21 protein-coding genes and 1 pseudogene are annotated in these 25867 nt (G+C 72.2%); 10 read left to right on the top strand and 12 right to left on the bottom strand.

The window, feature by feature from the left end:
- Window positions 1–436 precede the first annotated feature (436 nt).
- The 3 genes from DMB66_RS30425 to DMB66_RS30415 all read left to right on the top strand — a co-directional run bounded on the left by DMB66_RS30425 (window position 437) and on the right by DMB66_RS30415 (window position 2898).
- Window positions 437–1330: a serine hydrolase gene (locus tag DMB66_RS30425; RefSeq protein WP_199752695.1), complete on the top strand. Its 894-nt coding sequence runs from the start codon at window positions 437–439 to the stop codon at window positions 1328–1330.
- A gap of 66 nt (window positions 1331–1396) precedes the next feature.
- Entirely contained in the window at window positions 1397–1807 is a 411-nt protein-coding gene (locus DMB66_RS30420; RefSeq protein WP_125807546.1) for an SRPBCC family protein, read from the top strand.
- Between the two features lie 419 nt (window positions 1808–2226).
- Window positions 2227–2898: a hypothetical protein gene (locus DMB66_RS30415; RefSeq protein WP_125807545.1), complete on the top strand. Its 672-nt coding sequence runs from the start codon at window positions 2227–2229 to the stop codon at window positions 2896–2898.
- 219 nt (window positions 2899–3117) lie between these two features.
- Here DMB66_RS30415 and DMB66_RS30410 read toward each other — a convergent pair whose 3' ends face one another.
- From DMB66_RS30410 to DMB66_RS30400, 3 genes and pseudogenes are all read right to left on the bottom strand, one after another.
- The gene (locus DMB66_RS30410) at window positions 3118–3522 is read right to left on the bottom strand and encodes a hypothetical protein (RefSeq protein ID WP_125807544.1); all 405 of its coding nucleotides are present in this window, start codon (window positions 3520–3522) and stop codon (window positions 3118–3120) included.
- A 352-nt stretch (window positions 3523–3874) separates the two neighbouring features.
- Window positions 3875–4258, bottom strand: a pseudogene (locus DMB66_RS30405) (DUF664 domain-containing protein); the annotation flags it as partial.
- 67 nt (window positions 4259–4325) lie between these two features.
- The gene (locus DMB66_RS30400) at window positions 4326–6461 is read right to left on the bottom strand and encodes a sigma-70 family RNA polymerase sigma factor (RefSeq protein ID WP_233624948.1); all 2136 of its coding nucleotides are present in this window, start codon (window positions 6459–6461) and stop codon (window positions 4326–4328) included.
- A gap of 277 nt (window positions 6462–6738) precedes the next feature.
- Between DMB66_RS30400 and DMB66_RS30395 the strand changes: the two genes are divergently transcribed.
- Both DMB66_RS30395 and DMB66_RS30390 read left to right on the top strand, forming a co-directional pair.
- The gene (locus DMB66_RS30395) at window positions 6739–8160 is read left to right on the top strand and encodes a pectinesterase family protein (protein WP_125807543.1); all 1422 of its coding nucleotides are present in this window, start codon (window positions 6739–6741) and stop codon (window positions 8158–8160) included.
- Window positions 8161–8210: 50 nt separating this feature from the next.
- Entirely contained in the window at window positions 8211–9668 is a 1458-nt protein-coding gene (locus DMB66_RS30390; protein WP_125807542.1) for an RICIN domain-containing protein, read from the top strand.
- 837 nt (window positions 9669–10505) lie between these two features.
- Here DMB66_RS30390 and DMB66_RS30380 read toward each other — a convergent pair.
- Window positions 10506–11231 (bottom strand): TetR/AcrR family transcriptional regulator, encoded by a 726-nt coding sequence (locus DMB66_RS30380; protein ID WP_233624947.1) that lies wholly within the window; start codon window positions 11229–11231, stop codon window positions 10506–10508.
- A gap of 31 nt (window positions 11232–11262) precedes the next feature.
- On the opposite strand from DMB66_RS30380, the gene DMB66_RS30375 reads away from it, so the two are divergent.
- Together DMB66_RS30375 and DMB66_RS30370 are read left to right on the top strand one after the other, a co-directional pair.
- Window positions 11263–12108, top strand: coding sequence for an alpha/beta hydrolase (locus DMB66_RS30375; RefSeq protein ID WP_125807540.1), 846 nt, complete (start codon window positions 11263–11265; stop codon window positions 12106–12108).
- An 8-nt stretch (window positions 12109–12116) separates the two neighbouring features.
- Window positions 12117–12857 (top strand): cyclopropane-fatty-acyl-phospholipid synthase family protein, encoded by a 741-nt coding sequence (locus DMB66_RS30370; RefSeq protein WP_125807539.1) that lies wholly within the window; start codon window positions 12117–12119, stop codon window positions 12855–12857.
- Window positions 12858–12897: 40 nt separating this feature from the next.
- Here DMB66_RS30370 and DMB66_RS30365 read toward each other — a convergent pair whose 3' ends face one another.
- Window positions 12898–13200, bottom strand: coding sequence for a DUF1905 domain-containing protein (locus DMB66_RS30365; protein WP_199752694.1), 303 nt, complete (start codon window positions 13198–13200; stop codon window positions 12898–12900).
- Between the two features lie 94 nt (window positions 13201–13294).
- Here DMB66_RS30365 and DMB66_RS30360 point away from each other — a divergent pair, with 94 nt between their 5' ends.
- Complete coding sequence (locus tag DMB66_RS30360; protein WP_125807537.1) at window positions 13295–14092, top strand: protein phosphatase 2C domain-containing protein; 798 nt, start codon at window positions 13295–13297, stop codon at window positions 14090–14092.
- Between the two features lie 318 nt (window positions 14093–14410).
- Complete coding sequence (locus DMB66_RS30355) at window positions 14411–14959, top strand: SMI1/KNR4 family protein (protein WP_233624946.1); 549 nt, start codon at window positions 14411–14413, stop codon at window positions 14957–14959.
- Between the two features lie 38 nt (window positions 14960–14997).
- Here DMB66_RS30355 and DMB66_RS30350 read toward each other — a convergent pair whose 3' ends face one another.
- Together DMB66_RS30350 and DMB66_RS30345 are read right to left on the bottom strand one after the other, a co-directional pair.
- A complete protein-coding gene (locus DMB66_RS30350; protein ID WP_233624945.1) occupies window positions 14998–15843 on the bottom strand; it encodes an NAD(P)-dependent oxidoreductase in 846 nt (281 codons plus the stop codon).
- A 119-nt stretch (window positions 15844–15962) separates the two neighbouring features.
- Window positions 15963–16406, bottom strand: a complete 444-nt coding sequence (locus tag DMB66_RS30345) for a PPOX class F420-dependent oxidoreductase (protein ID WP_125807535.1) — start codon at window positions 16404–16406, stop codon at window positions 15963–15965.
- A gap of 44 nt (window positions 16407–16450) precedes the next feature.
- Here DMB66_RS30345 and DMB66_RS30340 point away from each other — a divergent pair, with 44 nt between their 5' ends.
- The gene (locus tag DMB66_RS30340) at window positions 16451–16843 is read left to right on the top strand and encodes a MerR family transcriptional regulator (RefSeq protein WP_233624944.1); all 393 of its coding nucleotides are present in this window, start codon (window positions 16451–16453) and stop codon (window positions 16841–16843) included.
- A 130-nt stretch (window positions 16844–16973) separates the two neighbouring features.
- Here DMB66_RS30340 and DMB66_RS30335 read toward each other — a convergent pair whose 3' ends face one another.
- The 5 genes from DMB66_RS30335 to DMB66_RS30315 form a co-directional block, all read right to left on the bottom strand.
- Window positions 16974–17735, bottom strand: coding sequence for a peptidase (locus DMB66_RS30335; protein WP_125807534.1), 762 nt, complete (start codon window positions 17733–17735; stop codon window positions 16974–16976).
- Entirely contained in the window at window positions 17735–19015 is a 1281-nt protein-coding gene (locus DMB66_RS30330; RefSeq protein ID WP_370319490.1) for a VWA domain-containing protein, read from the bottom strand. Before DMB66_RS30330 ends, DMB66_RS30335 begins: the two co-directional genes overlap by 1 nt.
- 62 nt (window positions 19016–19077) lie before the next feature.
- Entirely contained in the window at window positions 19078–20883 is a 1806-nt protein-coding gene (locus DMB66_RS30325) for a diguanylate cyclase domain-containing protein (RefSeq protein WP_233624949.1), read from the bottom strand.
- Between the two features lie 114 nt (window positions 20884–20997).
- Complete coding sequence (locus tag DMB66_RS30320) at window positions 20998–21888, bottom strand: helix-turn-helix domain-containing protein (protein ID WP_233624943.1); 891 nt, start codon at window positions 21886–21888, stop codon at window positions 20998–21000.
- A 92-nt stretch (window positions 21889–21980) separates the two neighbouring features.
- On the bottom strand, window positions 21981–25817 hold the full coding sequence (locus tag DMB66_RS30315) for a fibronectin type III domain-containing protein (protein WP_125807531.1): 3837 nt from the start codon (window positions 25815–25817) through the stop codon (window positions 21981–21983).
- Window positions 25818–25867: the final 50 nt, after the last annotated feature.

The following is a 25867-nucleotide window of genomic DNA, read 5'->3' as shown; positions in this document are numbered from 1 at the left end:
GCCCCGCTGAGGCTTTCAGGCCTATTCGCACCCTCGGTCTGGCTGCCGGGAAGGGTCAGGGAAGGGTATTGCGGTGACTTTGCTCTGCTTCCCTATCGGAAACACGGACGGGAAACACGGGCTCTGCCTCGATTGATGCGCGGCATCGACCGCGAGGTCCGATAGGGAAGCAGAGCAAGCAGCAATGAGAGTCGGGGTCCCTCGACGGCGGACACAGCAGCGCGGGCACGCGGCGGCGGCACCCGGCAGCACCCGCTAACGGCACCCGGCAACGGCACCCGGCAGCACCCGGCAGCGCCCGGCGGCACCCGGCGGCACCCGGCGGCACCCGGCAACGGCACCCGGCGGCAACACGCGGCGGCAACACGCGGCGGCGGCACGCGGCGGCGGGGTCTAAGTTGGACCGACGCCAGCCGTGCCGCAGATCTCCGGTTCGGTGCTGATTGTCCGGGGCGACGCTACCGTCGCGGCGGTCACCAGTGACGGCTGCACCGACCGCACCCGCTTCCAGCTCGCGTCGGTGAGCAAGCAGTTCACCGCCGCCGCTGTGCTGCTGCTGGCCGAACGCGGTGAGTTGAGCCTCGACGACCCGGTCGGGCGCCGGCTCGGCGGCTGCCCGGCGGCGTGGCGGGAGGTCACGCTGCATCACCTGCTCACCCATACGTCCGGGCTGGGCCACTGGCCCGACTACCCGATGATCGATCTGGCCCGGCGGACGGAGCCGGCCGAACTGCTGGAGACCTTCCATCGGGTGCCGCCCCTGTTCCGGCCCGGCGCCGGCTGGCACTACAGCAGCCCGGGCTACGTGCTGCTCGCGCACGTGGTGCAACTGGCCGCCGGCGCGCCGTACCGCGACGTGCTCGCCGGCGGGATCTTCACGCCGCTGGGGATGGCCGGCACCTTCGCCGGCTCCCCCGGCGACCGGGCCGACGTCGCCGGGGGCCACGACCGGGACGGGCGCCCGGTCCCGTCGTGGGAGCTGGACGTCGTGGGAATGGGGGCCGGCGACATCTGGTCCACCGCGGCCGACCTGGTCCGCTGGATCGATGGCCTGCGCGCCGGGCGGGTGCTCGGCGAACGCTACCGTGCCCTCATGCTCAGCGAGCAGGCGCCGACGGGCGGCGGGCCGGACGCCCGCGGATACTCGTACGGCTGGTACGTCGGCTCGATGGCCGGTCACAGCTGGTTCCACCACTCCGGGGACAACCGGGGCTTTCGCGCCTTCGACGCCTGCCTGCCGGCGCTGGACTGCCGCATCGTCATGCTGAGCAACTCCGAGTCGACCGGCGTCGCCGCGCTCACCGACCTGCTGGGCGCCGCGCTCGGCTGAGCCTGCCCCTCGATCAAACCGGGTCCGGCTCAGCCGGGCCGGTCCCCCGCGACGAAAGGACTCCCCGTGGCCACCGTCTGCGTGGAAGCGATCATCGATGTGCCCGCGCAGGCCGTGTGGGAGGCGGTCGCGGACGTCGCGGCCGTGCACCGCCGGTTGCTGCCCGGGCGGGTGGCGCGGGCCCGGGTCGAGGGCGACACCCGCATCCTGAGCATGCCGGACGGCTCGGAGATCCGCGAGCTCATCCTCGCCGTCGATCATCCGATCCGCCGGCTGGCGTACGCGGTCACCGGCGGGCAGCGGCTGCCGCTGACCTACCACCACGCGTCCTTCCAGGTCTTCGCCGAGGGCGACCGGGCCCGGCTCGTCTGGCTGACCGACGTGCTGCCGCACGACCAGGCCGGCGCGGTCCGCGCCAGGGTGGAACGCGGCATCGTGGAGATCAAGCAGGCCATCGAGGCCGACCGGGCGCACTGAGCCGGCGGCGGACGATCTCTCAGCCGCCGACCGCCAAAGCCCGCCACGTGTCCGTATGCCACCGAACTCTGTCTCCCGGGCACGCTGACGAGTGACGGCCCTGCCGGCGCCGCTGCCGAACGGGGCGGATCCAGCCACGGGCGGTCCGTTGCGACTCCTTGGGTCAGCGCCAGGATCTACCCGCCAGCGGGCCTACGCTCCGTCACCGACTCGATTGGCGTCGACCGCTTCCTGGCTCGGTGCACTGGCTGCACATCAGGGTGCTCTGTCCGTTCCGGCCGCCCATGTTCGCCAGATGGGCCCGCCCGGGTGGTCTTTCCCACTCCTTGGTGAGCCGTTCCGCCGTGCGAGACCCGAAGATCAGCAATACGGTCGAATGGAATGCCGGATCTCACCGGCCGGCGAGGAGGAGGACAGCGGTGTCGACGCTCGTGATCCTCATCCTCAGCGCGATCCAAGTCACCTTGCTGGTGGCTCTGGTGCTGCTGGGGATCATCGCCCGTCGGCAGTTTGAGTACGCCAACCTGCGATCGGATGGCGGATGGGGCGTGCCCATCACCGACGAGGTTGACATGGTGGCGGCTGATGCCCAGGCGGCAGCCGCTGCGGCGGAACGAGCCCTGGAGGAGGCCGACCAGGCTCAGCATCAGGCAGTGCACGCCGCCGCGGCACGCGACATGGCGGAGCGACGCTACCGGTTGGCGCTGAAGCAGGCTCACGCGGCCGGTGAACCGTATCGGCTTGTCCAGCGGGCGGCGTTGAACGCGTACCGGAGCAGGCAGCTGTCGGTGGAAGAGCTGAACCGGATCTGGCAGCACGCGCAGGTGATGGTCGAACCCGCACCGAGCCCGGCCTCGGTTCCGCCGCTGGCATGGGAACTGCGGGTGCGCGAGGCCCGGCGCCGGCACGAGCAGGCCGAGGCCGAGGCGGCGCGGGTTCAGGAGGAGGCGCGTCTCAAGACGGTCACCGCCACCGTTCTGGCTGAGAAAGCGCGTGCCGCGGAGTCGCAACTGACGGCGGCGCTGCACTCGGCGAACACCGGCCTGGTCGGGCTCCTGCGCGCCTCGTGGGCCGACGTCGTCACCGATTGACGCGGACCTCGGCGGCAGATCCGTGCGCCGAACGCGGCGCGGTGGTGTCGTGCTCGCGGCCGGGGTTGACGCGGAACCCCATATGAAGGTGATCCGCGGAAGGACCACTTCATACCGGGGTTCTGCGTCTTCTCGTCGCACCACGACGGATCCGGCGTGTCACCGCACCCACCGACGGCCGACCATACGGCACGACCCATCGTTCCGCGGAATGGCTGACTAGCAGCGGGACACGTTCTGAACGACGTAGTTGTAGCCTTCGCGGAGGTGGATTTGATGCCCTGTCGTGGAGCAGCCGTAAGACGACACCGCCCCCGTCCCGACATTCGAAATCTGACCCCGATACCCGGGGCCGATGTATACGCCTCTGGTCTCGTTCCACCCGAACTCGAGGTCGGAGAACGTCAGCGACGGCAGGACGGCGTCGTACTTGCCGTGGTCGTAGTCGCCGTCCCAGTAGCGCATTACTCCGATGCCGATCGGCGTGCCGTTGAAGACCCAGTTGGACGCGTCGAGCGTTTCGGCGGTCTTGGCTGCCGAAGCCGCGCTGGGAGCGAGGATACCGAGGCAGATCGTGGCGACTACGCAGATCGCACGCAGCAGGGCGATTCTTCGATTGTGCATCGTGGTCCTCCCGTTGATTCCGGTGGGTTGTCAGGGGCGCGGACGCCCCCTGCACTAATGGCAGCATCGCGGAAATCCGGGGCAGGCTCGTACGTCCGGTGACTCCCGGGCCGCGCACGTCATCGATTGGCGTCAACGGTTTCCGATGGTGGAACACTACGACCGATCGGCTTCATTTCGACTTCACTTCGACTTAAGAGGACGTCTGATTCTCAGTTTCTGTGTTATTTGGTGTTTCAGAGTGGTTCGCGGACATGCCGGCGGTGTCGCATGACCCGGCCGAGGGTGCGTTGGACCATCCATCGACGTTTGGTCGGGGCGTAGGCTCGGCTGCGCCGGGTGGGGCAGCTCGGCCGGCATGGGCCGCGCCGCCGGCCGCTGCCTGTGCGGCCCGCTCGATCTTCGCGCGGTGTGTCGCGCGGGCCGCCGTGTCGATCTCTTCCTCGTGCTCAGCCCTCAGCCCGGTCCGGCCGTCGAGCTGCTCACGCAGGATGTCGGCGTGGCCGGCATGCCGGGTGGTCTCCTGCAGGACGTGGATCATGATGTTGAACAGCTTGACATCGGACCACGACCACCACGGCACGTGGCCGGGCGCGTCGAGGGGAAGCTCTTCGATCGTCGCGTCCGCGTACTGCCAGGCGCGCTGGTAGAAGTCGATGATCTGTTCGCGCGTCTCGTCCGGGGTCGCCCACAGGTCGCTGCCGTCCGCGTCCTGCCATCGCCCCAGCGGCTCCGGGACTGTGGTGTCTCAGCTGCCGACCATCAAGGCCGCGCGTACCGGTCCCGGCGGGCGGAGGCGGCTCTCAGGTGCCGGCCATCGACGCGCCCACGCCGTTGCCCGTCGTGATGAAGTCGGTTCCTGGGAGCCGGCCGGTCGCCGGGCGGGGGCCCTGCGCGCCGGCCGGGTCGGTGGAGCGGAACCTCGCCGCGCTCCAGCCTTCCTGCTGCCAGCTGTTGCGGACCGCGGTCGCCGACGGAGACAGGCTTTCCGCCGCGGCGTTGCCGATCGCCACGTTGGCGCGCAGCACCGCGGCGGCGTCCGGCATGGCGAAGCCCGTACCCCGGTTGCGGAATGCGGTGTTGTTGGTCAGCGTGAGCGCCGCGGTGTTGCGCTCGTCGGTGAAGCCGTGGCCCGCGTTGTCCCAGGCGGCGTCGTGGCGCAGCCGGTGCGGCGCGGCGACCGGCGGGTCGCCGCCGCCGAGGGTGAAGCCGCTCGCGCCGTTGCCGTAGGACCAGGTGTATTCGACCGTCACCGGGCTGCCGAACGAGCCCAGCTCGATGCCCGTGCCGCCGTTGCCGAAGGCGCGGTTGCCGCGCAGCACGTTGCCGTCGCCCGCGCCGAACTGCACGCCCAGCCCGATGCCCACCCCGTCGGCGCCGGCCGGGTCGCGGTTGGCGTAGAAGTCGCTGTCCAGCACCTGGTTCCCGGCGGTGCCGGGGTCGCGCAGCAGCATCCCGGAACGCACGTTGTCGTGCAGCGACAGGCGCCGGAAGACGTTGTCGCGGCAGGCCCGGCAGACGTACGCGTGACTCTTGGAACCCCGTACCTCGATCCCCTGGACCGTCCAGAACGCGGTCTGCTGGGTGATCGCCCACTGGTCGGCGGGAATGCCGGCGGCGTCGATGACCGGCCGCTCGTCGCGGTAGCCGCTGAGGACGATGCGCTTGGCCGCCGTACCGTTGGTCGTGATGGTGATCCCCGCGGCGGGCCGGTAGGTCCCGCCGCGCAGGGCGATCGTCTGTCCCGGCCGGACGGCCGTCACCGCCTGCTGCAGCGTGGCGTACGGCCGGCGCAAGCTGCCGTCGCCGGAGTCCTTGCCGTCCGGCGCCACGTAGATGTCCGCCTGCCGCACGCCGAGGCCGGTCGCGACGCGCGCGGTAGGGGTGGCGCTCGGCGGCGGCGCGGCGGAGGCGGCCGGGCGTGCCGTCTCGGGGGTGAGCGGCCGCGTGGTGAGCGTGGGCGCCGCTATCCCGCTGTCGGCGCCCCGCGGCGGCGCATCGGTCTGGTAGACCGCGTAGACCACCCCGCCGCCGACCGCCATCGTCGCGGCGGTGCCCACGGCCAGGGCCTTCTGGTGCAGGAACGCCTGCAGGTGGGCCAGCACCGAGGCGCCCGCGGAGAGCCCGGACTTGGCGATCAGTCCCGACTTCAGCCCGGCGAGCAGCAGCATCGGCACCGGCAGCGCGGCGAAGCCGAGCAGCAGCTCCTCGGGGGCGACCAGCCCGTGCCCGCGCGGGCCGCATTGCGGGCATTCGCGGACGTGCCGGACCAGCCGCTTGCGCCACAGCGGATCCGCGGCGCCGTCCCACCGGCGCAGTTGGCCGCTCAGGTCGGCGCAGCGCGGCCGGGCCCGCAGCGCCCGGACGATGCCGCGGGCGGCGTCGAGCTGGGCCTTCATCCGCTGCACCCGGACCGCGGCGTGCTTGGGCTTGACCCGCAGCGCCGAGGCCAGTTCGCCGCGGGTCAGTTCGCCGGCGGCCTCCTGCCACCAGAGCCCGAGCAGGGTACGGTCCCCGTCGTCCAGCCAGTGGACGGCTTCGACGAGTTCGCGGCGCTGGTCGGCGACGACGAGCTCGGCCGTGGTGCGCTCGGCGAAGTCGCCCGCCGGGTCGGCCAGGTCCTCCGGCTCGGCGGCGCGGTGCGTCCGGGTGACCGTGCGGGACCGCAGGTGCTGCTGGATCTGCCGGTAGGCGATCGTCACCAGCCAGGACCGGTAGCGGTCCGGCTCGCGCAGCGAGGGCAGCGCGTGGATGGACCGCAGCATGGTCTCCTGCACGACGTCGTCGACGTCCGGGTGGCCGTCGAGGGCGCGGCCGATGATGTTGTAGACGAGCGGGAGGTGCTCGGCGACGAGTTCGTCGAGGGCGCCGGCGCTGCCGCCCTGCGCGTCGCGGACGAGCCGGGTCACGTCATGTCCGACGGCCTGACTCTGCGTCACCGGGCTTCCCCCTTGGTTTCGTGCGTCGTGGTCGGCGCCGGGCGGTCAACATCGACGAATGTCGTTGAATGCGCCCACGATCCGGAGCGCCGTATCGTGACACAGCCCCATTGAGCTGTAAAGCAAAGACCCGCAGAAGTATTTTCCGGGATTTCTGTTGTCCAGCGGCCGGCCGAGCATCTACGACAGTGCCGCCTCACCCCCGGGCGGCGCTGACTGAACGTGACCGGCTGGGAGCGCTCCCGTTCTCGCCGGTCCCGTACGAGAGGATCGGAAGTTGTCTGGATCCACGTCCCCGCGACGTCTCCTGGTGGCCGTACTGGCGATCGTCATCCCCAGCGCCGCGATCGCCTACAGCGTCCTGCCGTCGGAGGCCGCGGCGCTGCCCGCCACCGGCGGCACCTACCAGCTGGCGGTGACCAAGAGCGGTAAGTGCCTCGACGTGCCCGCCGCCTCGACCAGCAACGGCGCCGCCCTGCAGCAATGGGGCTGCACCACCGGCGCGGCCTGGCAGCAGTTCAAGCTGACCGCCGCCGGCTCGAACTACCAACTGGTCAACGTCAACAGCGGCAAATGCGTCGACGTGCCCGGCTTCTCCAAGACCTCCGGCGTCCAACTGCAGCAATACACCTGCGTCGCCAGCCAGACCAACCAGCAGTGGAAACTCACCGCCAGCGGCACCAACACCTTCCAGATCATCAACGTCAACAGCGGCCTCTGCATCAGCGACAAGGACGCCTCGACCGCCTCCGGCACGGCGGTCATCCAGGAGACCTGTACGGCCAACAGCAACAAGCGATGGGCCTTCGCCCCGGTCAGCGGCGGCGCCGGCAGCACTGTGGCCAAGGACGGCACCGGCCAGTACGCGACCGTGCAGGCGGCGATCGACGCGGTGCCGGCGAACAACACCACCCGCCGCGTCATCACCATCAAGGCCGGCACCTACCGCGAGATCGTCACCATCCCGGCGAACAAGCCGTACGTGACGCTGCAGGGCCTCGGCTCGTCGGCCGCTCAGACGGTCATCGTGAACAACCACAGCTCCGCGGGCGGCTACGGCACCTCCGGCAGCGCGTCGGTGTTCGTCAACGGCGCCGACTTCGCCGCGAGCAACCTGACGATCTCCAACGACTACGGCGAGGGCAGCCAGGCGGTCGCGGCGAACCTCAACGCCGACCGCGCGGTCTTCGACAACGTGCGCTTCCTCGGCAACCAGGACACCCTGCTGCTCAACAACTTCCGCTCGTACGTCAAGAACTCGTACGTCGAGGGCACCGTGGACTTCATCTTCGGCGGCGGGACCTCCGTCTTCCAGTCCAGCACCATCCACGAGCGGCGCACCAGCGGCGGACCGATCACCGCGGCGCGGACCGGCGCGGCCAACCCGTACGGGATTCTGTTCTACAAGTGCACCGTCACGGGCGCCGCGAACAACGTCACCCAGCTCGGCCGCCCGTGGGGCGCCGATGCCCAGGTGCTCTTCCGCGAGTCCAGCCTCGGCGCCACGATGCGGACCGCCCAGCCCTGGACCGACATGTCCGGCAACTCGTGGCAGAACGCTCGGTTCCTCGAATACAAGAACACCGGCGCGGGCGCCGGCATCAACGGCAACCGGCCGCAGCTGAGCGACTCGGCCGCCGCCAACTACACCCCGCAGAAGTATCTGGCCGGCAGTGACGGCTGGAACCCGGTCGGCTGACTCCCCCTTCCCGCTTTTCGCCGGCTCCCCTTCCTCGAGGAGACTTCATAATGTCCAGGAAACGCGCTTTTCTGGTGGCGGCGGTGCTCGCCGTCCCCACCGCGATCGTCGGCTACTCGATCCTGCCGTCGCAGGCCGCGACACTGCCCGCCACCGGCGGCACCTACCAACTGGCGGTGACCAAGAGCGGTAAGTGCCTCGACGTGCCCGCCGCCTCGACCAGCAACGGCGCCGCCCTGCAGCAATGGGGCTGCACCACCGGCGCGGCCTGGCAGCAGTTCAAGCTGACCGCCGCCGGCTCGAACTACCAACTGGTCAACGTCAACAGCGGCAAATGCGTCGACGTGCCCGGCTTCTCCAAGACCTCCGGCGTCCAACTGCAGCAATACACCTGCGTCGCCAGCCAGACCAACCAGCAGTGGAAACTCACCGCCAGCGGCACCAACACCTTCCAGATCATCAACGTCAACAGCGGCCTCTGCATCAGCGACAAGGACGCCTCGACCGCCTCCGGAGCAGCGGTCATCCAGGAGACCTGTACGGCCAACAGCAACAAGCAGTGGGCCTTCACCGCTGTAACCGGCGGCACCCCGGCGCCGACGACGAGCGGCCGCACGTGGTCGAACACCGCGGACGGTTTCGCCTCCACCGGCGGCGGCACCACCGGCGGCGCCGCCGGACCCACCGTCACCGTCACCACCATGGCCGACCTGCAGAAATACGTCACCGCGACCACGCCCTACACCATCAAAGTCCAAGGCGCGATCACCATCACCCCCAAAGGCACCGAACTCAAAGTCCAATCGAACAAAACCATCATCGGAATCGGCACCACCGGCCACATCGTCGGCGGCGGCTTCTTCCTCGGCACCGGCATCAAAAACGTCATCATCCGCAACCTGACCATCCGCGACACCCAGATGACCGACGACGACCCCGACGACAAAACCTACGACTACGACGCCATCCAGATGGACACCGCCGACCACATCTGGATCGACCACAACACCCTCACCCGCATGAACGACGGCCTCATCGACAGCCGCAAAGACACCACCCACCTCACCGTCTCCTGGAACATCCTCGCCAGCAACAACAAAACCTTCGGCATCGGCTGGACCGACAACGTCACCGCCCGCATGACCATCCACCACAACTGGATCCACAACACCAACCAACGCAACCCCAGCACCGACAACGTCGCCCTCGCCCACCTCTACAACAACTACCTGCAGAACATCACCTCCTACGGCAACTACGCCCGCGGCGCCACCAAAATGGTCCTCGAGAACAGCTACTTCGAAAACGTCAAAGACCCCTACTACCCGGATGCCACAGCACAGCTGAAGCAAAGCGGCAGCATCGTGGTCAACTCCACCGGCAAGCAGACAACCCTCGGCTCCGCATTCACCCCGAGCAGCTACTACTCATACACACTGGACAAGGCCGCGGACGTACCCGCACTGCTGAAGCAGTACGCCGGACCGCAGGCCACCATCGGTCTCTGACCGACGCGGCGCCAGGGCCAGCCGGGAAGCGACCCGCAGTAGGGGCACGGCTGCCGGCCGACCAGAGCCAACGGGGGATCGGCCCGTGGCGATGGTCGGCCAGTCGCCGGGTGGGTAGCGACCCACGGCGAGGTCCTGGTCGCGTCGGCGAGGCTGGTGGTCCGCCGGGGCCGGCCGGGGAGCGCAAGCCCCGGCCGGCCCTGGCGTGCTTCAGCCGTGAGCGAGGCTGAGCCTCGGGGCCTTGACAGCCGGGAGGACAGCGGCCCCGGTGCGGTGCCGGGCGCGGCGTCGCCGTCGAAGACCTGCCGGGCATCCGCGACCGGGACCGCGACCGCAACCGGGGTCCGCAACCGGGACCGGGTCTGGGTCCGGGACCGCGACCGGGACCGCAACCGGGACCGGGTCTGGGTCCGGGACCGCGACCGGGACCGCAACCGGGACCGGGTCTGGGTCCGGGACCGCGACCGGGACCGCAACCGGGTCCGGGTCCGGGTCCGGACCCGGGGTCCGCAAGCCTGCAGGAGGCCTACTCATCCTGCGAGCCCCAACGGGTCACCCTTTCCCCGTGGTCGTTCCACCAACTCGGCGCGCTCCCGGCCCGCCAGGCCGGTGTGCCGCTGGTCAAAGTCGACCCCTCGCACACCGCAAACCTGCCACCGATCCAGGCACCGCGACAAGCGGAATCGCCCGGATCAGGAAACCTTCGCCTGTCGGTCGTGTGCGGTCGTTGCCCACGCCGTCGCCCAGCGTGGTGTCCAGGGCCGGGGCGCGGTCAAACCGCCCCCACGCGGCCTGACCACGCAGCCGGCCAGAGCAGAGGCCCGCGAACCCGGCGGTTCATGGGCGGGTAGGTGACCGTTTCGCGAGGGCGTCAGCCAGCAGTCGCACGGCCCCGGTGAGCGCGGCGCGGGGATTGTCCTGCCAGTCCGGGGTGAGTGGCGCGAGGCTGGTCGAGAGCGGGTAGCGCCGGCCCAGGTCCGGAATCTGCTGCCTGGTCTCCTCCGCCTGTTCGCGCCACGCGGCCATGCCCTGCTGGTCCAGCCGCCGGTAGGCGGCCGTGGTCTCGGCGGTGGCGCGCACCGTGGCATACAGCATCGTGATCGCCGGGGGACGGACGGTGGGCGGGACGGCCCAACCCTCCAGGATCCGCAGGAGCCGCTCGAGCCAGTCCTGCTCGTGCGGGCCCTGGGTGGCCTGCGACCAGGGCCGCTCGGCCAGCCACGGGTGGGCGAGGTAGACCTCGTACAGCGCGGCGGCCCAGGCCTGCAGGTCGTCGGCCAGGCTCGTGCCGGGATCGGCCCACTCCGGCACGGCCGAGGCGTGGTCCTGCATCAGGGCGAGCAGGTTTTCCTTGGACCCGACGTAGGGATACAGCGCCATCGCGGTCTTGCCGAACGTCGCGGCGATCGCCCGGGTCGACACCGCCGCCAGGCCGTCGGCGTCCGCGATGGCGATGCCGGTCCGCAGGATCTCGTCCAGGTCGAGCTGTTGCCGGGGGCCCCGGCGCGGGGTCGGCAGGGTCGTGCCGCGGTGCCGCCAGAGCCGGCGCACATGGGCGTTCACATCCATAGTCCTTACAGTGTATAGTGTTTTCATGGTTACCGCTCACTTGCATGACGACTCCACGCTGGAAGTGTCGACCCGGGGCGACGGACCCGCGGTCGTCGTTCCCGTCGGCACGGCCCTGCTCGAGGGCGAGGCCGCCGAGCGGATCCGCGCCTGGGGCACCGATCCGAACCTCGGACACACCCTCGCCATCGGCCTCGCCGACGCGGGCTTCCGGGTGATCACCGCCGATTACGAAGGTCACCTCGCGCAGCATCCGAAGGCTCGCACCCTCACCGCCACGGCCGTCGCTGCCGACCTGCTCGCCGTCGCCGACGCGGCCGGCGCGGACCGCTTCGCCTACTACGGCTATTCCTGGCTCGCGCTGGCCGGCCTGCAACTCGCCACCCGCACCGATCGGCTCGCGGCCCTGGCGATGGGCGGCTTTCCGCCGCTGGACGGCCCCTACGGCCCGATGCTGACCGTCACCCACGCCAGCCACCGGGAGGCGGTGGCCAACGTCGGCAAGCCGCCGAGCACCGCGGAGGTGCAGCCGGGCGACTGGGACTCGGCCGAGACCACCCAGGCCCCCGAGCAGATCCAGCAGTACGTCACCCTCTACGAATCGCTGCGGGGCTTCGACGAGCGGGCCGCCCTCGGCCGGCTCGACCTGCCCCGGCTGGTGTTCGCCGGCGCCGACGACAACATTCGATACGGACCCCGGTGGGACAACGCCTACGTCGCCATCGCCGACGCCGTGCGCGAAAACCGCGACGAGCTCACCAAGCAGGGCTGGGCGGTGGAACTGGTCGCGGGCACCGACCACATGAGCGCCATGCAGGCGGACAAGGTGCTCCCCCTCCTGGTCCCCTGGCTGCGGCGCCATTGGTGTTGACTTCAAGGGTGGACCGCCGATTCAGCAGCATCGCGCACTCGCACCATCCGATCGCGGCCCCGATCCTCGGGGTGAACGTCAACCGGCTCCTGCGCCGGGCGGACCGGCAACCGGCGGCCCGGATCCTGGACCTGGGCTGCGGCGAGGGCGCGTGGGCCCTGCAGGCCCTCGCCCATTACCCGGACGGCCACGCCGACGGCGTCGACATCGACCGCTACGGCCTCGAACGCGCGGCGACCGCCGCGACCGAGCGCGGCCTCGCCGACCGGCTGACCCTGCACGAACGGGACGCCCGCACCTACGTGCCCGACGGCGACTACGACCTGGTGCTCTGCGTCGGCTCGACCCACGCCTTCGGCGGCTTCACCGAGACGCTGGACCTGGTGAGCCGGCACGTGCACCCGGACGGCGTGCTGCTGCTCGGTGAATGCTTCTGGGAGGTGCCGCCGACGCCGGAGGCGCTGGCGGCACTCGGGGTGAAATCGGAGGACTACACCGGCCTGGCCGATCTGGTCGCGACCGCCGAGCAGGCGGGCTGGACCCCGGTCTATGCCCACGTCAGCGACACCGCCGAATGGGACAACTACGAGTGGTCGTGGACCGGGTCGCTCACCGAATGGGCGCTCGACAACCCCGGCCACCCCGACGCGGAGGCGGCGCTCGCCCTGGCCCGGGAGCACCGCGACCAGTGGCTGCGCGGATATCGCAAGGTGCTGGGCTTCGTGACGCTGGTGCTGCGCCGGGGCTGAGCCACGACGTGAGTCAGCGACGCGAGCCGGAGGACGCGGGTCAGAAGTCGACGAGCTCAACGGTCACGCTCACGGTGTCGCCGGTGTCGAGGGCCTCGGCCTTGCGGACCGCCCGCTTGACGGGCAGCACGTAGCCGGCCTGCGCGCTGCCCGGGAAGATCGACGTCGTCCAGACGCTGCCGCCCACCGTGACCCGGACCCGGACCGACCCGAAGCCCCGCGCCTGCCCGCCGGTCAGCTCCCGGATCTCCTCGGAGGCGTCGGCGGGCAGGCTGACAAAGGTCCAGCTCTCGGGCCGCCGCGCCTGCCAGAGCCACAGCTCGGCTTCAAATTCAACAACCACGGCAGGAGCATCGCACGAGGGTCCGACAACTCCGCCGGCCCGTGGCGGGTGGCTACTGTTGACGCCTTGATCGGCGGGAGGACGGCGGCGGCACATGCGGGTGACGATGACGAGCGCCGCGTCGGCCCGGCCCGGCCGGGTGAACGAGGACTTCGCCGGCGCCGTACCCATGGCAGCGGTGCTGATCGACGGCGCCGGCATCCCCGGCGCCGAGGCGATCTGCCGGCACGGCGTGGCCTGGTATGCCGGCCGGCTCGGAGGCAGCCTCCTCAGCCTCCTGGCACTGGCGCCGGACCGGAGCCTGTCGGCGCTGCTCGCCGAGGCAATCGAGCAGGTGACGGACGATCACCGGGCCACCTGCGCCGTCGCCGACCCCATCAGTCCCTCGGCGACCGTCGCCATCCTGCGCCGCTCCGGCGGCGTCATCGAGCACCTGGTGCTCGGCGACGCGGTGCTCGTGCTCGACAAGGTGGCCGGTCCGCCGCTCGTCGTCACCGATCCCCGGGAGGTGATCATCAGTCGGTCGTACGAATCCGCCCTCGGTGCCGCCGCCGAGGGCACCGACGCGTACCGTCGGATCCTGCGCGACCTGCGCGCCAAGCGGAACCGGCCGGGCGGTTTCTGGGTGGCCAAGGACGACCCGCGGGCGGCGGCCGAGGCGATCACCGGCAGCTGCCCGGTCTCCGAGGTGACCGGCGCCGTTCTGCTCAGCAACGGCGCCAGCCGCATCGTGGACCGGTTCCGGCTCGCCGACTGGCCGGAGGTCATGGCCGTCCTCGCGGCGAACGGTCCCGCCGAGATCATCCGCCGGGTCCGGCAGGCGGAGGCGCGCCACGCGGAGGCGTCCGACGATGCGACGATCGCGCACTGCACCGACCTCGGCGAGGTCTGAGGTGCCTGTCGGCCGTCCGGCAGGACGTTGACGATGCCGTGAGCGACCGCCGACAACAAGGAACGGGCTGCTCAGAAGTCGCGTGCGACCTCGAACCAGGCCAGCGCCTGCCCCGCCGGCCGGCGCCCGATCTGGTCGCATCGCGCCGACCACGCCATGACGCCTGGACGCCGAGGCTGCCACAGAGCGCCGGCCGTGCAGGTCACCGACCTCGACGCCCGGCACCGCCGGTGACCTAAACGCCGGCCCGGAGGCAGCAAGCATCCGGTATCTGAGGTGGACGGGCCCGCTGAGAACGATTGCCGGATCATGAGACGTATGGCCGACGAACAGCTCGAACGCATGTTTCCGGATCTGGACCTCGACGCGTTCTGGGAGGACAGCGAGTATGCGGAGGACACCTATCGTGGCGGGTTTCCCACTGATGAGGTGGTCGTGTCGGTCGAGGCGGAGTTGGGGTTCCGGCTGCCGGCCTCGTATGTGGCGCTCATGCGGGCGCGCAACGGCGGAATGCCCCGTAACACCTGCTGTCCGGCGCCGAGCAGCACGACCTGGTCCGAGGACCACGTCGCCCTCACCGCGATCATGGGGATCGGTCGCGAGAAGGAGTGCTCGCTGGCGGGGCGATCGGGCAGCCGTTTCCTCATCGAGGAGTGGGGCTATCCGGCGATCGGCGTGTATTTCGCTGACTGTCCTTCGGCGGGCCACGACATGATCGCGTTCGATTACCGCGACTGCGGGCCGGAGGGTGAACCGCGCGTCGTCCATGTCGATCAGGAGGTCGGCTACCGGATCACCGTGCTGGCGCCGGATTTCGTCGGCTTCGTCAGAGCGCTGCGGCCGGAGAGCGACTACGACTTTGACTGAGCGCCTGCCCGGAGCCGGCTCGGTCCGGCGCCGCCAGGTCACTCCGGCGGGGTGGGTTCTGATCCTTTGCCCCGCGTGCGCAGCATCTGCTGGATTCCGTGGACCGGCCGGTATCCGAACGCCGCCGCGGCGGCGCCGGAGTCGTAGACCCGGTCGAGCGTTCGCGGCAGTGGCCAGTTCCTGGCGTGGAACGCCGCAGCGACGTCAGGGAGCCGCTCGGCGATCACGGTCGCCGCGTCATGGTGCAAGGCTGGGCAGTCCGCGCGGGTGAACGGGTACGGCCCGGCGATGTTGAAGGTCCCGGTCGCGGCGTCCTGCTCCGCGACGCGCGCGGTGGCCGCAGCGACGTCGGTCAGCCCGACAGCCCGATGCAGAAGGTGGGAGGCGAGCAAGGGCAGGGGCTCCGGGAAACAGCGGGCGATGCGCAGGACGGCCGAGGAACTGGCGGCCGAAGCGACGAGCCGCTCGGCGGCCAGTTTCGTCTCGTCGTAGATGTCGCGGGGGCGTGGCTCCAGGCCCTCGTCGACCCAGACCGCACGGTCGGTGGGTATCAGCGCGTGCCCGTAGACGCTGGTGCTGCTGATGTAGACGACGCGCTGGACGCCTGTGCGCTCGGCTTCTTCGAGCAGCGTTTCGGTGGCGCCGACGTTGACGGCGTGGAACTCCCGGTCGTCGACCCGGCCGACATGCGGCGCGTGCAGCGCGGCGGCGTGGACCACGACCTGCGACTCCCGAAGTGCGGCCCGGTGCACCCGCGGATCTCGCAGATCGCCGATGACGCTGGTCCGGCCCCCCGGCGCGCGATCGACTCCCCGAACCGACCAGCCGGCGGCGGTCAAGGCCACCGCCACCGCTGCGCCGACCCGCCCCGAACTTCCCGTCACCGTCGCAACTCCGCGCATAAGTCATTCTGGCGGCGGCACCCAGCGCCCGTCGACCCCGGGCCCTCCGCCGGCTTGACGGCCCTAGCTCGGGGCCGAGACCGGTGTCGACGAGCGGGCTGTCAGCGGATCCTGGCGCCGTACACGTGGTCGACCGTCATCGTCATCAGCACCCGTCGGTCGGACACCATCACCGACCGGTATTCCAGCCAGTCCGGGTGCTCGCCGGCCGCGGCGCGGTAGTAGGCCACCAGCGCCTCGACCTCGGGACCGTTCGGGTCGGTGCCCGGCCCGGTGAGGGTCACTGTGCCCTCGGCGGTGGCCCAGGACCACCCCTCGGGGCTGGTGACCTCGAGGGCGGCCCGGGGGTCCCGGCGCAGGTTGGCCGTCTTGGCCCGGCCCTCGGTCATCGAGACGTAGAGCAGGTCCGCCTGCCGGTCGTAGTAGGGCGTGACCGGGGAAAGCTGGGGCCGCCCGTCGGCCTTGATCGTCGCCAGGACGCCGAGGCGGCTCTCCGCGAGCAGCGAGCGGGGATCGAACGGTGCGGCGTCGCCGGGAGATGTCATGGCAGAATCATCGACGTTCACACCGGTATGAAGGTCAAGGCGGGGTGCGCGTGCTGATCGGGGAATTGAGCCGGCGGACCGGAGTCCACGCGCACCTGTTGCGGTATTACGAGTCCCAGGGCCTGCTCAGTCCCGGCCGCGGCCCCAGCGGCTACCGGGAGTACGCCGACGAGGCCGTCGTGACCGTGACGCAGATCAGGAAGCTGCTCGAGGCCGGGCTGTCCACCCAGGAGATCGGCGTCCTGCTGCCGTGTGTGACGGGCACCACCCCCGACCTCGCGCCCTGCCCGGAGCTGCTGGCCACGATGCGCGCCCGCCGGGACGAGCTGGACGAGCGCATCGGCACCCTCACCCGCTCCCGCGGCCTCCTCCACGACTACATCGACGCCACCGAGCGCCGCGCGGCGGAGCAGCACCAGGCGTCCGCCACCGGCTGACCGGCGACGCGATTCCCGGCTGCCCCCGGCCCACGACCGGGGGCAACACAAAGCCGCACGACCGAGGGCAACAAGAAGCCCCGCGACCGAGGCGACACGAAGCCCGCGACCGGGGGCAGCACGGAATTCGTCAGGCCGCCCGGGGGCGGCGGCGGGTCAGGGAGAAACCGAACAGGCCGGCCACCGCGGCCAGGACTCCCCCGCCGGCGGTCCACAACCACCGGGAGCCCAGGGCCGGCAGCCAGCTCCCGCCGTCGTCGTCGTCCGCGACCGGTGCCGCCGAGGCCGGCGCGGAGCCGGTCAGCACGCTTCCGGGCCGGTTGTCCGGCACCAGGGGCGCGGCCAGGACGCCCTGGTCGGCGCCGTCGTCCCCGGCCGGCGCGGCGAGCAGCAGGTCGACCTGCACCGGCAGGCCCAGGTCCCGGTCGGGCAGCTCGGTGCTGGACAGCCGCACGTAGTACGTGCCGGGCAGCGGGTCACCGTCCCACGGCTCGGCCCAGGAGCGGACCTGCCGCAGCTGGCAGCGCAGCGCCACCTGGGTGGCGGCCGCGGCGGCGAGCGGGCTCTGCTCGCCGGCCACGCAGGACTGCCGGCGGCGCAGGCCGTCGAAGACCTCGACCGTCCAGGCCTGGGCGCCGTGCCGGTCGGCGGCCGGCGGCAACCGCACCGTCGCGGTGACGTCGGGCCGTTGCCCGGCCTCGGCGGTGAACGACCAGTAGAGGTAGTCGCCGGTGACCGCGGCGACGTGCACCGGCTGGGCCGGGGCGACGGCGACGGCGGTCAGGAAGGTGGTGCCGGCGCTGCCGACGGGGGCGGCCGGCGAGGGCGTGGCCGCCGCGGTGCAGAGTGCCACGGCGGCGATCAGCCCGGCGGTGGTCAGGGTGTGCCGCATCAGTTCTCCCTCCAGGTGGCGACCCACCAGCGGGTCAGCCAGCCGGCGAGCACGCCGGCGACGAGCCCGGCGGCGCCGAGCACGAGCAGCAACAGCCAGCCACGGCCGAGCCCGGGAGCGTCCGGGGCGGACGACGCCTCGACCAGGCCGATGCTCAGCTCCAGCGGCATGCCGGGCGCGGTGGCCGCGGTCGACGACGCGAACGAGTTGCTGACGATCAGGCAGACCTCCGCCGGCGGAGCCGGCTCTTCGTCTCCGGGCGGCGACGAAGCGGCGGGCCCGGTCTCCTCGTCGCCCGACCAGCGCAGGCCGGCCGAGAGGACGTCGGCCCGGCCGCTGCCCGCGTCGGTGCCCCGGACCAACTCCCGGCCGTCGAGGGTCGCGGCCTTCAGCAGTACGCCGTAATCACGGTTCAGCGGCCGGTCGAGCGCCACGCTCACCGCGGCGCGCAGCTCCTGATCCGCCGGTACGGGCACCCGGTAGTACCGGTGCTCGCCGATGCGCTCACGGTCGGTGTAGACGCCGGCCGCCAGCATGGGCGCGGTCGCGCAGTCCGCGGCGCCGGCCACCGGTGCGGGAGCCACCGTTGGCGGTACGGCCGCCCGCTCGACCAGTTGCTTGATCCGTCCGGTCAGCTCCTGCTCGCTCTGCGCGGCGGTGTACGTGCCGCCGGTGGCCGTGGAGATGCAGACGAGCTGTTCGCGGGTCTTCTCGTCGGGCGCCAGGCCCAGCGTGTCCACGACCAGGCTGGTGCCCTGGGCGGCCAGTTCGCGGGCGACGGTGCAGGGGTCGGGCGGCGTACAGGTGTCCTCGCCGTCGGTGATCAGGACGATCCGCCGGGCCGACCCGCCGGTGCCCAGGTCCTGGGCGGCCGAGCGCAGCGCGAGGCCGACCGGGGTGAACCCGGTCGGGCGCAGGGTGGCGATGGCGTCCTTGGCCCGGTCCCGGTCGACCGGACCGACCTCGACGATCTGCTGGGTGTCGCGGCAACCGACCTTCTTGTTGTCGCCGGGGTAGGTGGCACCGAGCACCCGGATGCCGAGCTGGGTGGTCTCCGGCAGGGCGTCGACGACCTCGGCGAAGGCGCGCTTGGCGACCGACATGCGGGTGGCGCCGTCGATGTCGGCGGCCCGCATCGAACCGCTGACGTCGAGGACCAGCTCCACCCGGGGTGGTTCAGCCGTGGACGGCTCCTCGGCGAGGGCGGGTTCGACGGGCATGAGGGTGGATAACGCGATCAATCCGATCGTTACCACTATGGACAGTCTTTTGTGGATCACGCGGCAAGATCATAAAGCTATCGATCTTGCTACCCGACGGTGGGTGGGTACGGCTCCGGCCGCTAACCGGCGGGCGAGTAGACCGGCGCGGGGGCCTCGACCGGCGGCTGCCGGTCGTGGTTCGGCGCACCGGCGGCGACCACCCGGTCCCGGCCCTCGCGCTTGGCCCGGTAGAGGGCCTTGTCGGCGGTCCGGAGCAGGTCCTCGAAACCGGTCTGCCCGTCGTTGCCGCACACGCCGAAGCTGGCGGTGAACCGCGGCGTGCCGCCGTCGATCGCGTCGCTCAGCGCGGCCCGGATCCGGTCCAGCACCAGCACCGCCCGGTCCACGGTGACCTCGCTCAGCACCATGCCGAACTCCTCGCCGCCGAGCCGGCCGGCCAGGTCGTCCTTGCCCAGCCCGGCGCGCAGCACCCGGGCGAACAGCCGCAGCGCCCGGTCGCCGGCCTCGTGGCCGTGCGCGTCGTTGAGCAGCTTGAACTTGTCCAGGTCGGCCATCACGAACGCCAGCCGGCCACCGCCCCGGAGCCGTTCCCGGGCCTCGCTCTCGAACGCGCGCCGGTTGGGCAGCCCGGTCAGCGCGTCGGTGCTGGCCTGCAGCTGGGCGAGCTCGAACGAGCGCAGGGTGCCGATCCGGTTGCCGGCCTGCGCGCCGAGCAGCGCCAGGCCCGCGAGGGCCTCCCCGGCCGGCATCCGGCCGGCCGGGCCGGTGGTGTGCACGACGCCCAGCGAGCGGCCCATGAAGGTGACCGGCACGCAGACCGCCGACACCCGGCCCTGCGGGCGGTTCCGGAGCTTGGGGCAGGCGTCGAGCGCGTCGCTGTCGTCGAACGACACCAGGTGGCCGCGGCGCACCGCGACGCAATGGAAGGGCGAGGTGACCGGGCAGCACGGCGCTTCACTGGTACGGCCGGTGGCGCGCGTGGTCAGCCGGGCCTCGGAGTGGTCGGCGAGCAGCAGCTCGGCGGGCCGGTCCGGGCCGAGGACGGTCAGGGTGTTCGCGACGACCTCGTACGCGTCGTGCTCGGTCTCGGCCATGTCGAAGGCGTCGGCGAGCTGGCTACCGAGCTTCTCGCGCCGTGCCTCCGCGGTGAGCTGCTGCACCGTCTCGCTCAGCCGTTCCGCGGTGTGGTTGAACGACCGGGCCAGCGCGCCGATCTCGTCGTCGCGGGGCTTCTCGACGCGGGCGTCCAGGTCGCCGGCGCCGACGCGGTGCGCCACCTCGTCGACCGCGCGCAGGTCGCGCAGGATCGACCGGGTCAGCCGGGCCGACAGCCCGAGCACCAGCAACGCGGCCAGCAGCGCCGCGGCGAGCAGCCGCCGGGCGTCGGTCTGCTTGATGCGGTCCGCGGCGGCGAGCTGCTCGGCCCGGTCGGCGGACAGCTTCTCGATCAGGCCCGAGATCTGGTCGTTGAGCGTGTCGGCCTGGTCCTCCAAGATGCCGATGCCGGTCAACGCCGCGGGACGGTCCGCGGCGCTGAGCCGGATGACCGAGTCGGCCCGGCCGAGCAGCCGGTCCTGGGCCGCGCCGATCTCCCGCAGCTCCGCCTCGTAGACGGTGCCGTCGGTGAGGGCGGAGAGCTGGGCGTTGGTGGCGAGCATGGTGGTGCGGGCCTCGTCGAACTCGGACCGTACCTCGACCCTCGACCGCCTGGTGTCGCCCTCGGCGATCGCGACCCCGAACCAGGCCTGCGCCCGCACCTCGTGCTGCAGCGACTGGGACACCAGGGTGAGCGCCTGGATCGTGCCGAGCCGCGCCTCGGCGCGGCTGGCGGCGGTGAGCCGCGCGTACCCGGAGAGCCCGACGCCGCCGACGACTCCCGTGAGCAGGGCGCCGATCAGCGCGATGACGAAGAGCCGCTTGCGCACGGTCAACCGTCGACCTGGTCTCATCGCGTGCCGCCCCTCGCCGCCTTCCTCTCCCCCTATCGACACCGGGCAACCGGACCTGAACGAATCCCGCCGGGCCGCGGCACCCGGCGGTCAGGCCGACCTGGTGCCGGCGGACCTCCCGGGAACCGCGCGCAGGCCGCCCGGCCGGAGCCCGCTGAGGCGGTCGAGCGCGGCGGACGAGGCGTCGTCGGCGGGCAGGTAGACGACGAGGCGCTGGTCGTCCGCGTCAGGTAGTTCGAGCATCTCGTACGCGAGCCGCAGCTCGCCGACGCCGGGATGGGCCAGGCGTTCCACCCCGGCCCGGCGGGCGGGCTCGGCCGAGGCCAGCCGGTCGGTGAACGCCGCCCCGGCGGCGACGGTCAGCTCGTCGACGAGGTCGGCCAGATACGGATCGGAGTGGCGGGCCGCGACCGGCAGGGCGGCGACCAACTCGCCCGCGACGCGCTCCCACTCCGGGTACGCCGCCCGCGCCCGCGGGTCGGTGAACACGAACCGCGCGAGGTTGGGCCGCTCGCCGTCCAGCAGGCCGAGCGGCGCCGCGAGCCGCCGGTAGCCGGTGGTGCACGCCAGCACGTCGCCCAGCCGGTTGACCACGTACGCCGGGGCCGGTTCGAGCCGGTCCAGCAGCGCCCGGACGGTGGGCCGGACCGTGCGGTTCGGCGCTTCGACCGCCATGCCCCGGCAGGCCGGGCCGCCGGTCACCTTGGCGAGCATCCGCAGGTGGATGCGCTCCGGGGCGGACAGCCGCAGCGCGTCGGCGAGCGCACCGAGGATCTCGGCGGACGGATGGCGGTCGCGTCCCTGCTCCAGCCGGGTGAGGTAGTCGACGCTGACCCCGGCTAGCGTGGCCAGCTCGGCGCGGCGCAGGCCGGGGGTGCGCCGTCGGCTGCCGGTGGGCAGCCCGGCCTCGGCCGCGGACAACGCCTCGCGGCGGCCGCGCAGGAAGGCGCCCAGCTCACTGTTGCTCACCGGTGTGCTCACCACCGCAGCCTAGTGCCGTCTCCGCACCCGATCGTGGCCCCGCGGGGGCCAGCCTCAGCACCGGATCGGCGACCGGCGGGGCGCGCAGCGGCTCAGCCGGGCCGTCGCACCGGTCCCGCGCGAACGCCGGCGCGGCGGGCGATCGCGCCGACGACGATGAGGAGCAGGCCGGTCGCCACCAGGGGTGCGGTTCCGGCGCCGGTCGCGGCGAGGGTGCCGGTGCCGGTGGTGGGCGCGACCGCGACGGGAAGCTTCATGGCGTAGGGATCGCCGTCCGCGTCGACGCCCGTGGCCACGAACGTGTGCTCCCCGACCGGCAGGTCCGCCGGCACGGTGACGCCGTGCGTGAAGTCGCCACGGGCGTCGGTGGTCACCGTGGCCAGCAGCATCGGCGCGGAGTAGATGGCGATGGTGACCGTGGAGTGCGGGGCGAAGCCGGTGCCGATGAGAACGATCTGCTGGCCGGGTGCCGCGGCGCTGATCGGCCCCTGGTCCGTGGTCATGGTGGCGTCGGTGTCGGGGACGATCACCGGGACGGCCGGGAGCGTCGCGGTGACCGGGGCGGACGGGCGGGACGGCGCCGAGTCGACGCCGGCGGAGGTGTGCGCCACGACCGTGACCGTGTAGGAGGTGCCGGCGACCGCGCCGAGAGTGCAGGTGGTCTCCCGTGCCGTCGCGGTGGTGCACGAGGCCGGTCCCGGGTCGGCGAAAGCGGTGTACCGCGTCACCAGGCCGGCGTTCTCGGTGGGCGCGGCCCAGCGCACGGTGATCGAGGAGGTGCCGGCGGCCGCGGACACAGCGGTGGGCACACCGGGCGAAGCCGCGGTGGGAGCGGGAGTCGGGGTCGCCGTGGCGGTGGGAACCGGTGTGGCGGTGGGAATCGGTGTCGCCGTGGCGGTGGGAGCCGGTGTCGCCGTGGCGGTGGGAGCCGGTGTCGCCGTGAGGGTAGGAGTCGGCGTAACCGTGAGGGTAGGAGTCGGCGTAGCCGTAGCCGTGGCAGTGGGAGTCGGCGTAGCCGTGGGAGTGGGATCAGCGGTGGCAGTAGCCGTGGGAGTGGCCGAGACCGTGGAAGAGGGAGTGGCCGAGACCGTGGCAGAAGGCGTAGCCGAGGGACTGGCCGACACCGAGGGACTGGCCGACGCCGAAGGGGTGGGGGCGGCTACGGGTGTCAACGACTGACCGTCGCTCGCCGTGCCCCCGCCGACGCCGTTGACCGCACGCACCCGCACCGGGTACGACGTGGCGTTCGCGAGTCCGGTCAGCGTCGCCGTCAGGGTGCCGCCCGGGCCCGGCTCCGTGCTCACCTGCTCCCAGTTCGCCCCGTCGTCGGTCGACACCTCGTACCGGAGGACCGTGTCGCCCCCGTCGCCGCCGGGCACGAACGACAGGGCACCGCCGGCGTCGCCCGGCGTGACCGTCAGGCTGGACGGGGCCGCCGGGAACGTCGCCGGTGTCACCGAGCCCGCGTCGGCCACCGTCCCCTCCCCGACCGCGTTCACCGCGCGCACCTTCACCGCGTACGTCGTGCCGTTGGCCAGGCCCGGCACCGTCGCGGTCCGGGCGCCGCCGGTACCGTCGACGACCGTGAGCGGCGCCCACGTCGATCCGCCGTCGGTGGACACGTCGTACCTGGTCAGGTCGCTCCAGCCGGTGCTGGCCGGCGCCGTGAAGCCCAGGCTCACCGAGCCGTTGCCCCGGGTGGCCGTCAGCAGGGTCGGCGCGCTCGGCGTGGTGGCCGCGGTCAGCGCGGACGATTCCGGGGAGGTGGGGCCGGGGCCGAGCGTGTTGACGGCCGTGACCTGGAATTTGTAGCTCGTGCCGGCGGTCAGCCCGGTCAGCGTGCAGGGGCTCGTGGCCGGCTCGGCGCAGCCGCCCGTCGACACCGTGGTGTAGCCACCGGCGCCGGCCGCCACCTCGACCCGGTAGCCGTCCACCGGGGTGCCGTCGCTCGGTGCCGGCGCGCTCGGCGCGGACCAGGTCACCGCCAGCGCCTTGTCGCCGGCGATGGCCCCGGCCGGGGTGCCGGGCCGGCCCGGCAGGCCCAGCGCCCAGATTCCGGTGGAGACGCCGGAGAGGGTGCCCTCGACGCCGCCGCGCACGGAGCTGACCTTGACCCAGAACACGGTGCCCGGGGTCAGTCCGGTGAGCAGGCAGGGGCTCGCCGCCGGGGTGGCACACGCCCCGCTCGTGACCTTCGTGTACGGCCCGGACGGCGCCGCCGTGGCCACCGAGACGCGGTAGCTGTCGACGGTGCCGCCCGGCGGCGTCCAGGACACCTCCACCTCGGCCACGCCGGCGGTCTCGACCTCCACGTTGCTCGGCGCCGCCGGCGCGCTGACCGCGGTGACGCCGGTGGACCCGGCCGAGACCCCCGTGCCGGCGCTGTTGACCGAGACCACCCGGAACCGGTAGGTGATCCCGTTGCCGAGCAGGGTCACGGTGCACGGGCTCGCCGCCATCGACACGCACGTCCCCGCCGGGATCGCGCCGTAGGTGTCGCCGTCGTCGTCGGACATCTCCATTTGGTGTTCCTCGACCGGGGCCGCGTCCGTGGAGGTCGCGGCCGTCCAGGTGACGGTGATCGTCCGGGAGGCGGTGACCGCGGCGGACGGGGTGACCGGGGCGGCGGGCGGTTCGATCGCGCGGGTCGAGACTCTGTCGGACTCGGCGCTGTCGAAGCCGCCGGCCTGGGCGATGATGGTGAAGTAGTACTCGGTCCCCGGCGTCAGCCCGGCCACCGTGCAGGACGTGTCGGTGCCCGCCACCGCCGTGCACGACCCCGCGGTCACCTCCGCGAACGGGCCGGTGCTCGCCGTGCCCGCGTAGACCCGGTACGACGCCGGGTCGTCCGACGGCGCGTCCCAGCTCAGCCCGATCTCCCCGGTGCCGGGCGCCGGCGCCGCGGTCAGGTTCTCCGGATAGAGCCGCGCGGGGACGGCGGCGACCGCGATCCCGGCCGGCTGCTCGCCGACCGCGATGTGCCGGGCCGCGCCCGCCGCGCCGAGCGCGGTGTCGTACACCGTCACGCGGTCCGTGGCCTGCGCGCTCACCAGCACCGCGGCGCCGTCCGGGGTGACCTCGGCGCCGCCCGGGCCGGACGCGGCGGCGAGCGTGTGCTCGGTCACGCCGTCCGCGGCGCGGATCGCGCGGATCCCGGTGGTGGCGGCGTACAGGGTGACGCCGTCCGGGGCGACCGCGACGTGGTGGACCGCCCCGCCCGCGGCGTAGCGGGCGGTCACGGTGTTGGTGTCCGCGTCGATGACGTCGACGGTGTTGGCCGCGGTGGCGACATACACCCGGGTGCCGTCCGGCGACACCGTCACGCCTGCGGGTTCGTCGGCGACCGGGACGGTGGCGACGACGGTCGCGGTCGCGGCGTCGAGCACCGACACGGTGTCGGACCCGAAGTTGGCGACATAGACGGCGGCACCGCTGGGCGAGACCGCGACGTCGGCGGGCTCGTCGCCCACGGGGACCGTGCCGGGGTTGGTGAGGTCGGCGACGTCGAGGACGGTGAGCGCGTCGCCGGCGCGGTCGGTGAGGTAGACCCGCTCTCCCGAGGGTGCCACCGCCACGGCGCTCGGCTGGCCCGGGACCGCGACGGTGTCCTGCAGGAGGTTGGGCGTGGTGGCGAGCACCGCCAGGGAGCCGTCGGCCGTGACCACGTAGCCGGTCGTGCCGTCCGCGGACAACGCCACGTCGACCGGAAACGAGTAGTCGCCGCTCAGCGCGATGGTCTCCGCCACGGTCTCGGTGCTCATGTCGATGACGGACACCGAGTTGCTGCCGAAGTTGGCGACGTACGCCCGGATCTTCGCGGGGTCGTCGCCGGGGGCCGCGCCCGCCGGAGCGGGAAACCAGACGGTGGGCACCGCCATGGCGGCCGAGGCGAGCACCGAGCCGAAAGAGCGCAGTAGGCCGATCCGCATCGCTTCTCCCGCAATTCACGACATATCGCCTCCACGGTAGCGGCCGCCGG

This window comes from Actinoplanes sp. ATCC 53533 (genome assembly GCF_003947245.1).
This window is presented reverse-complemented; position numbering and strand designations above follow the sequence as displayed.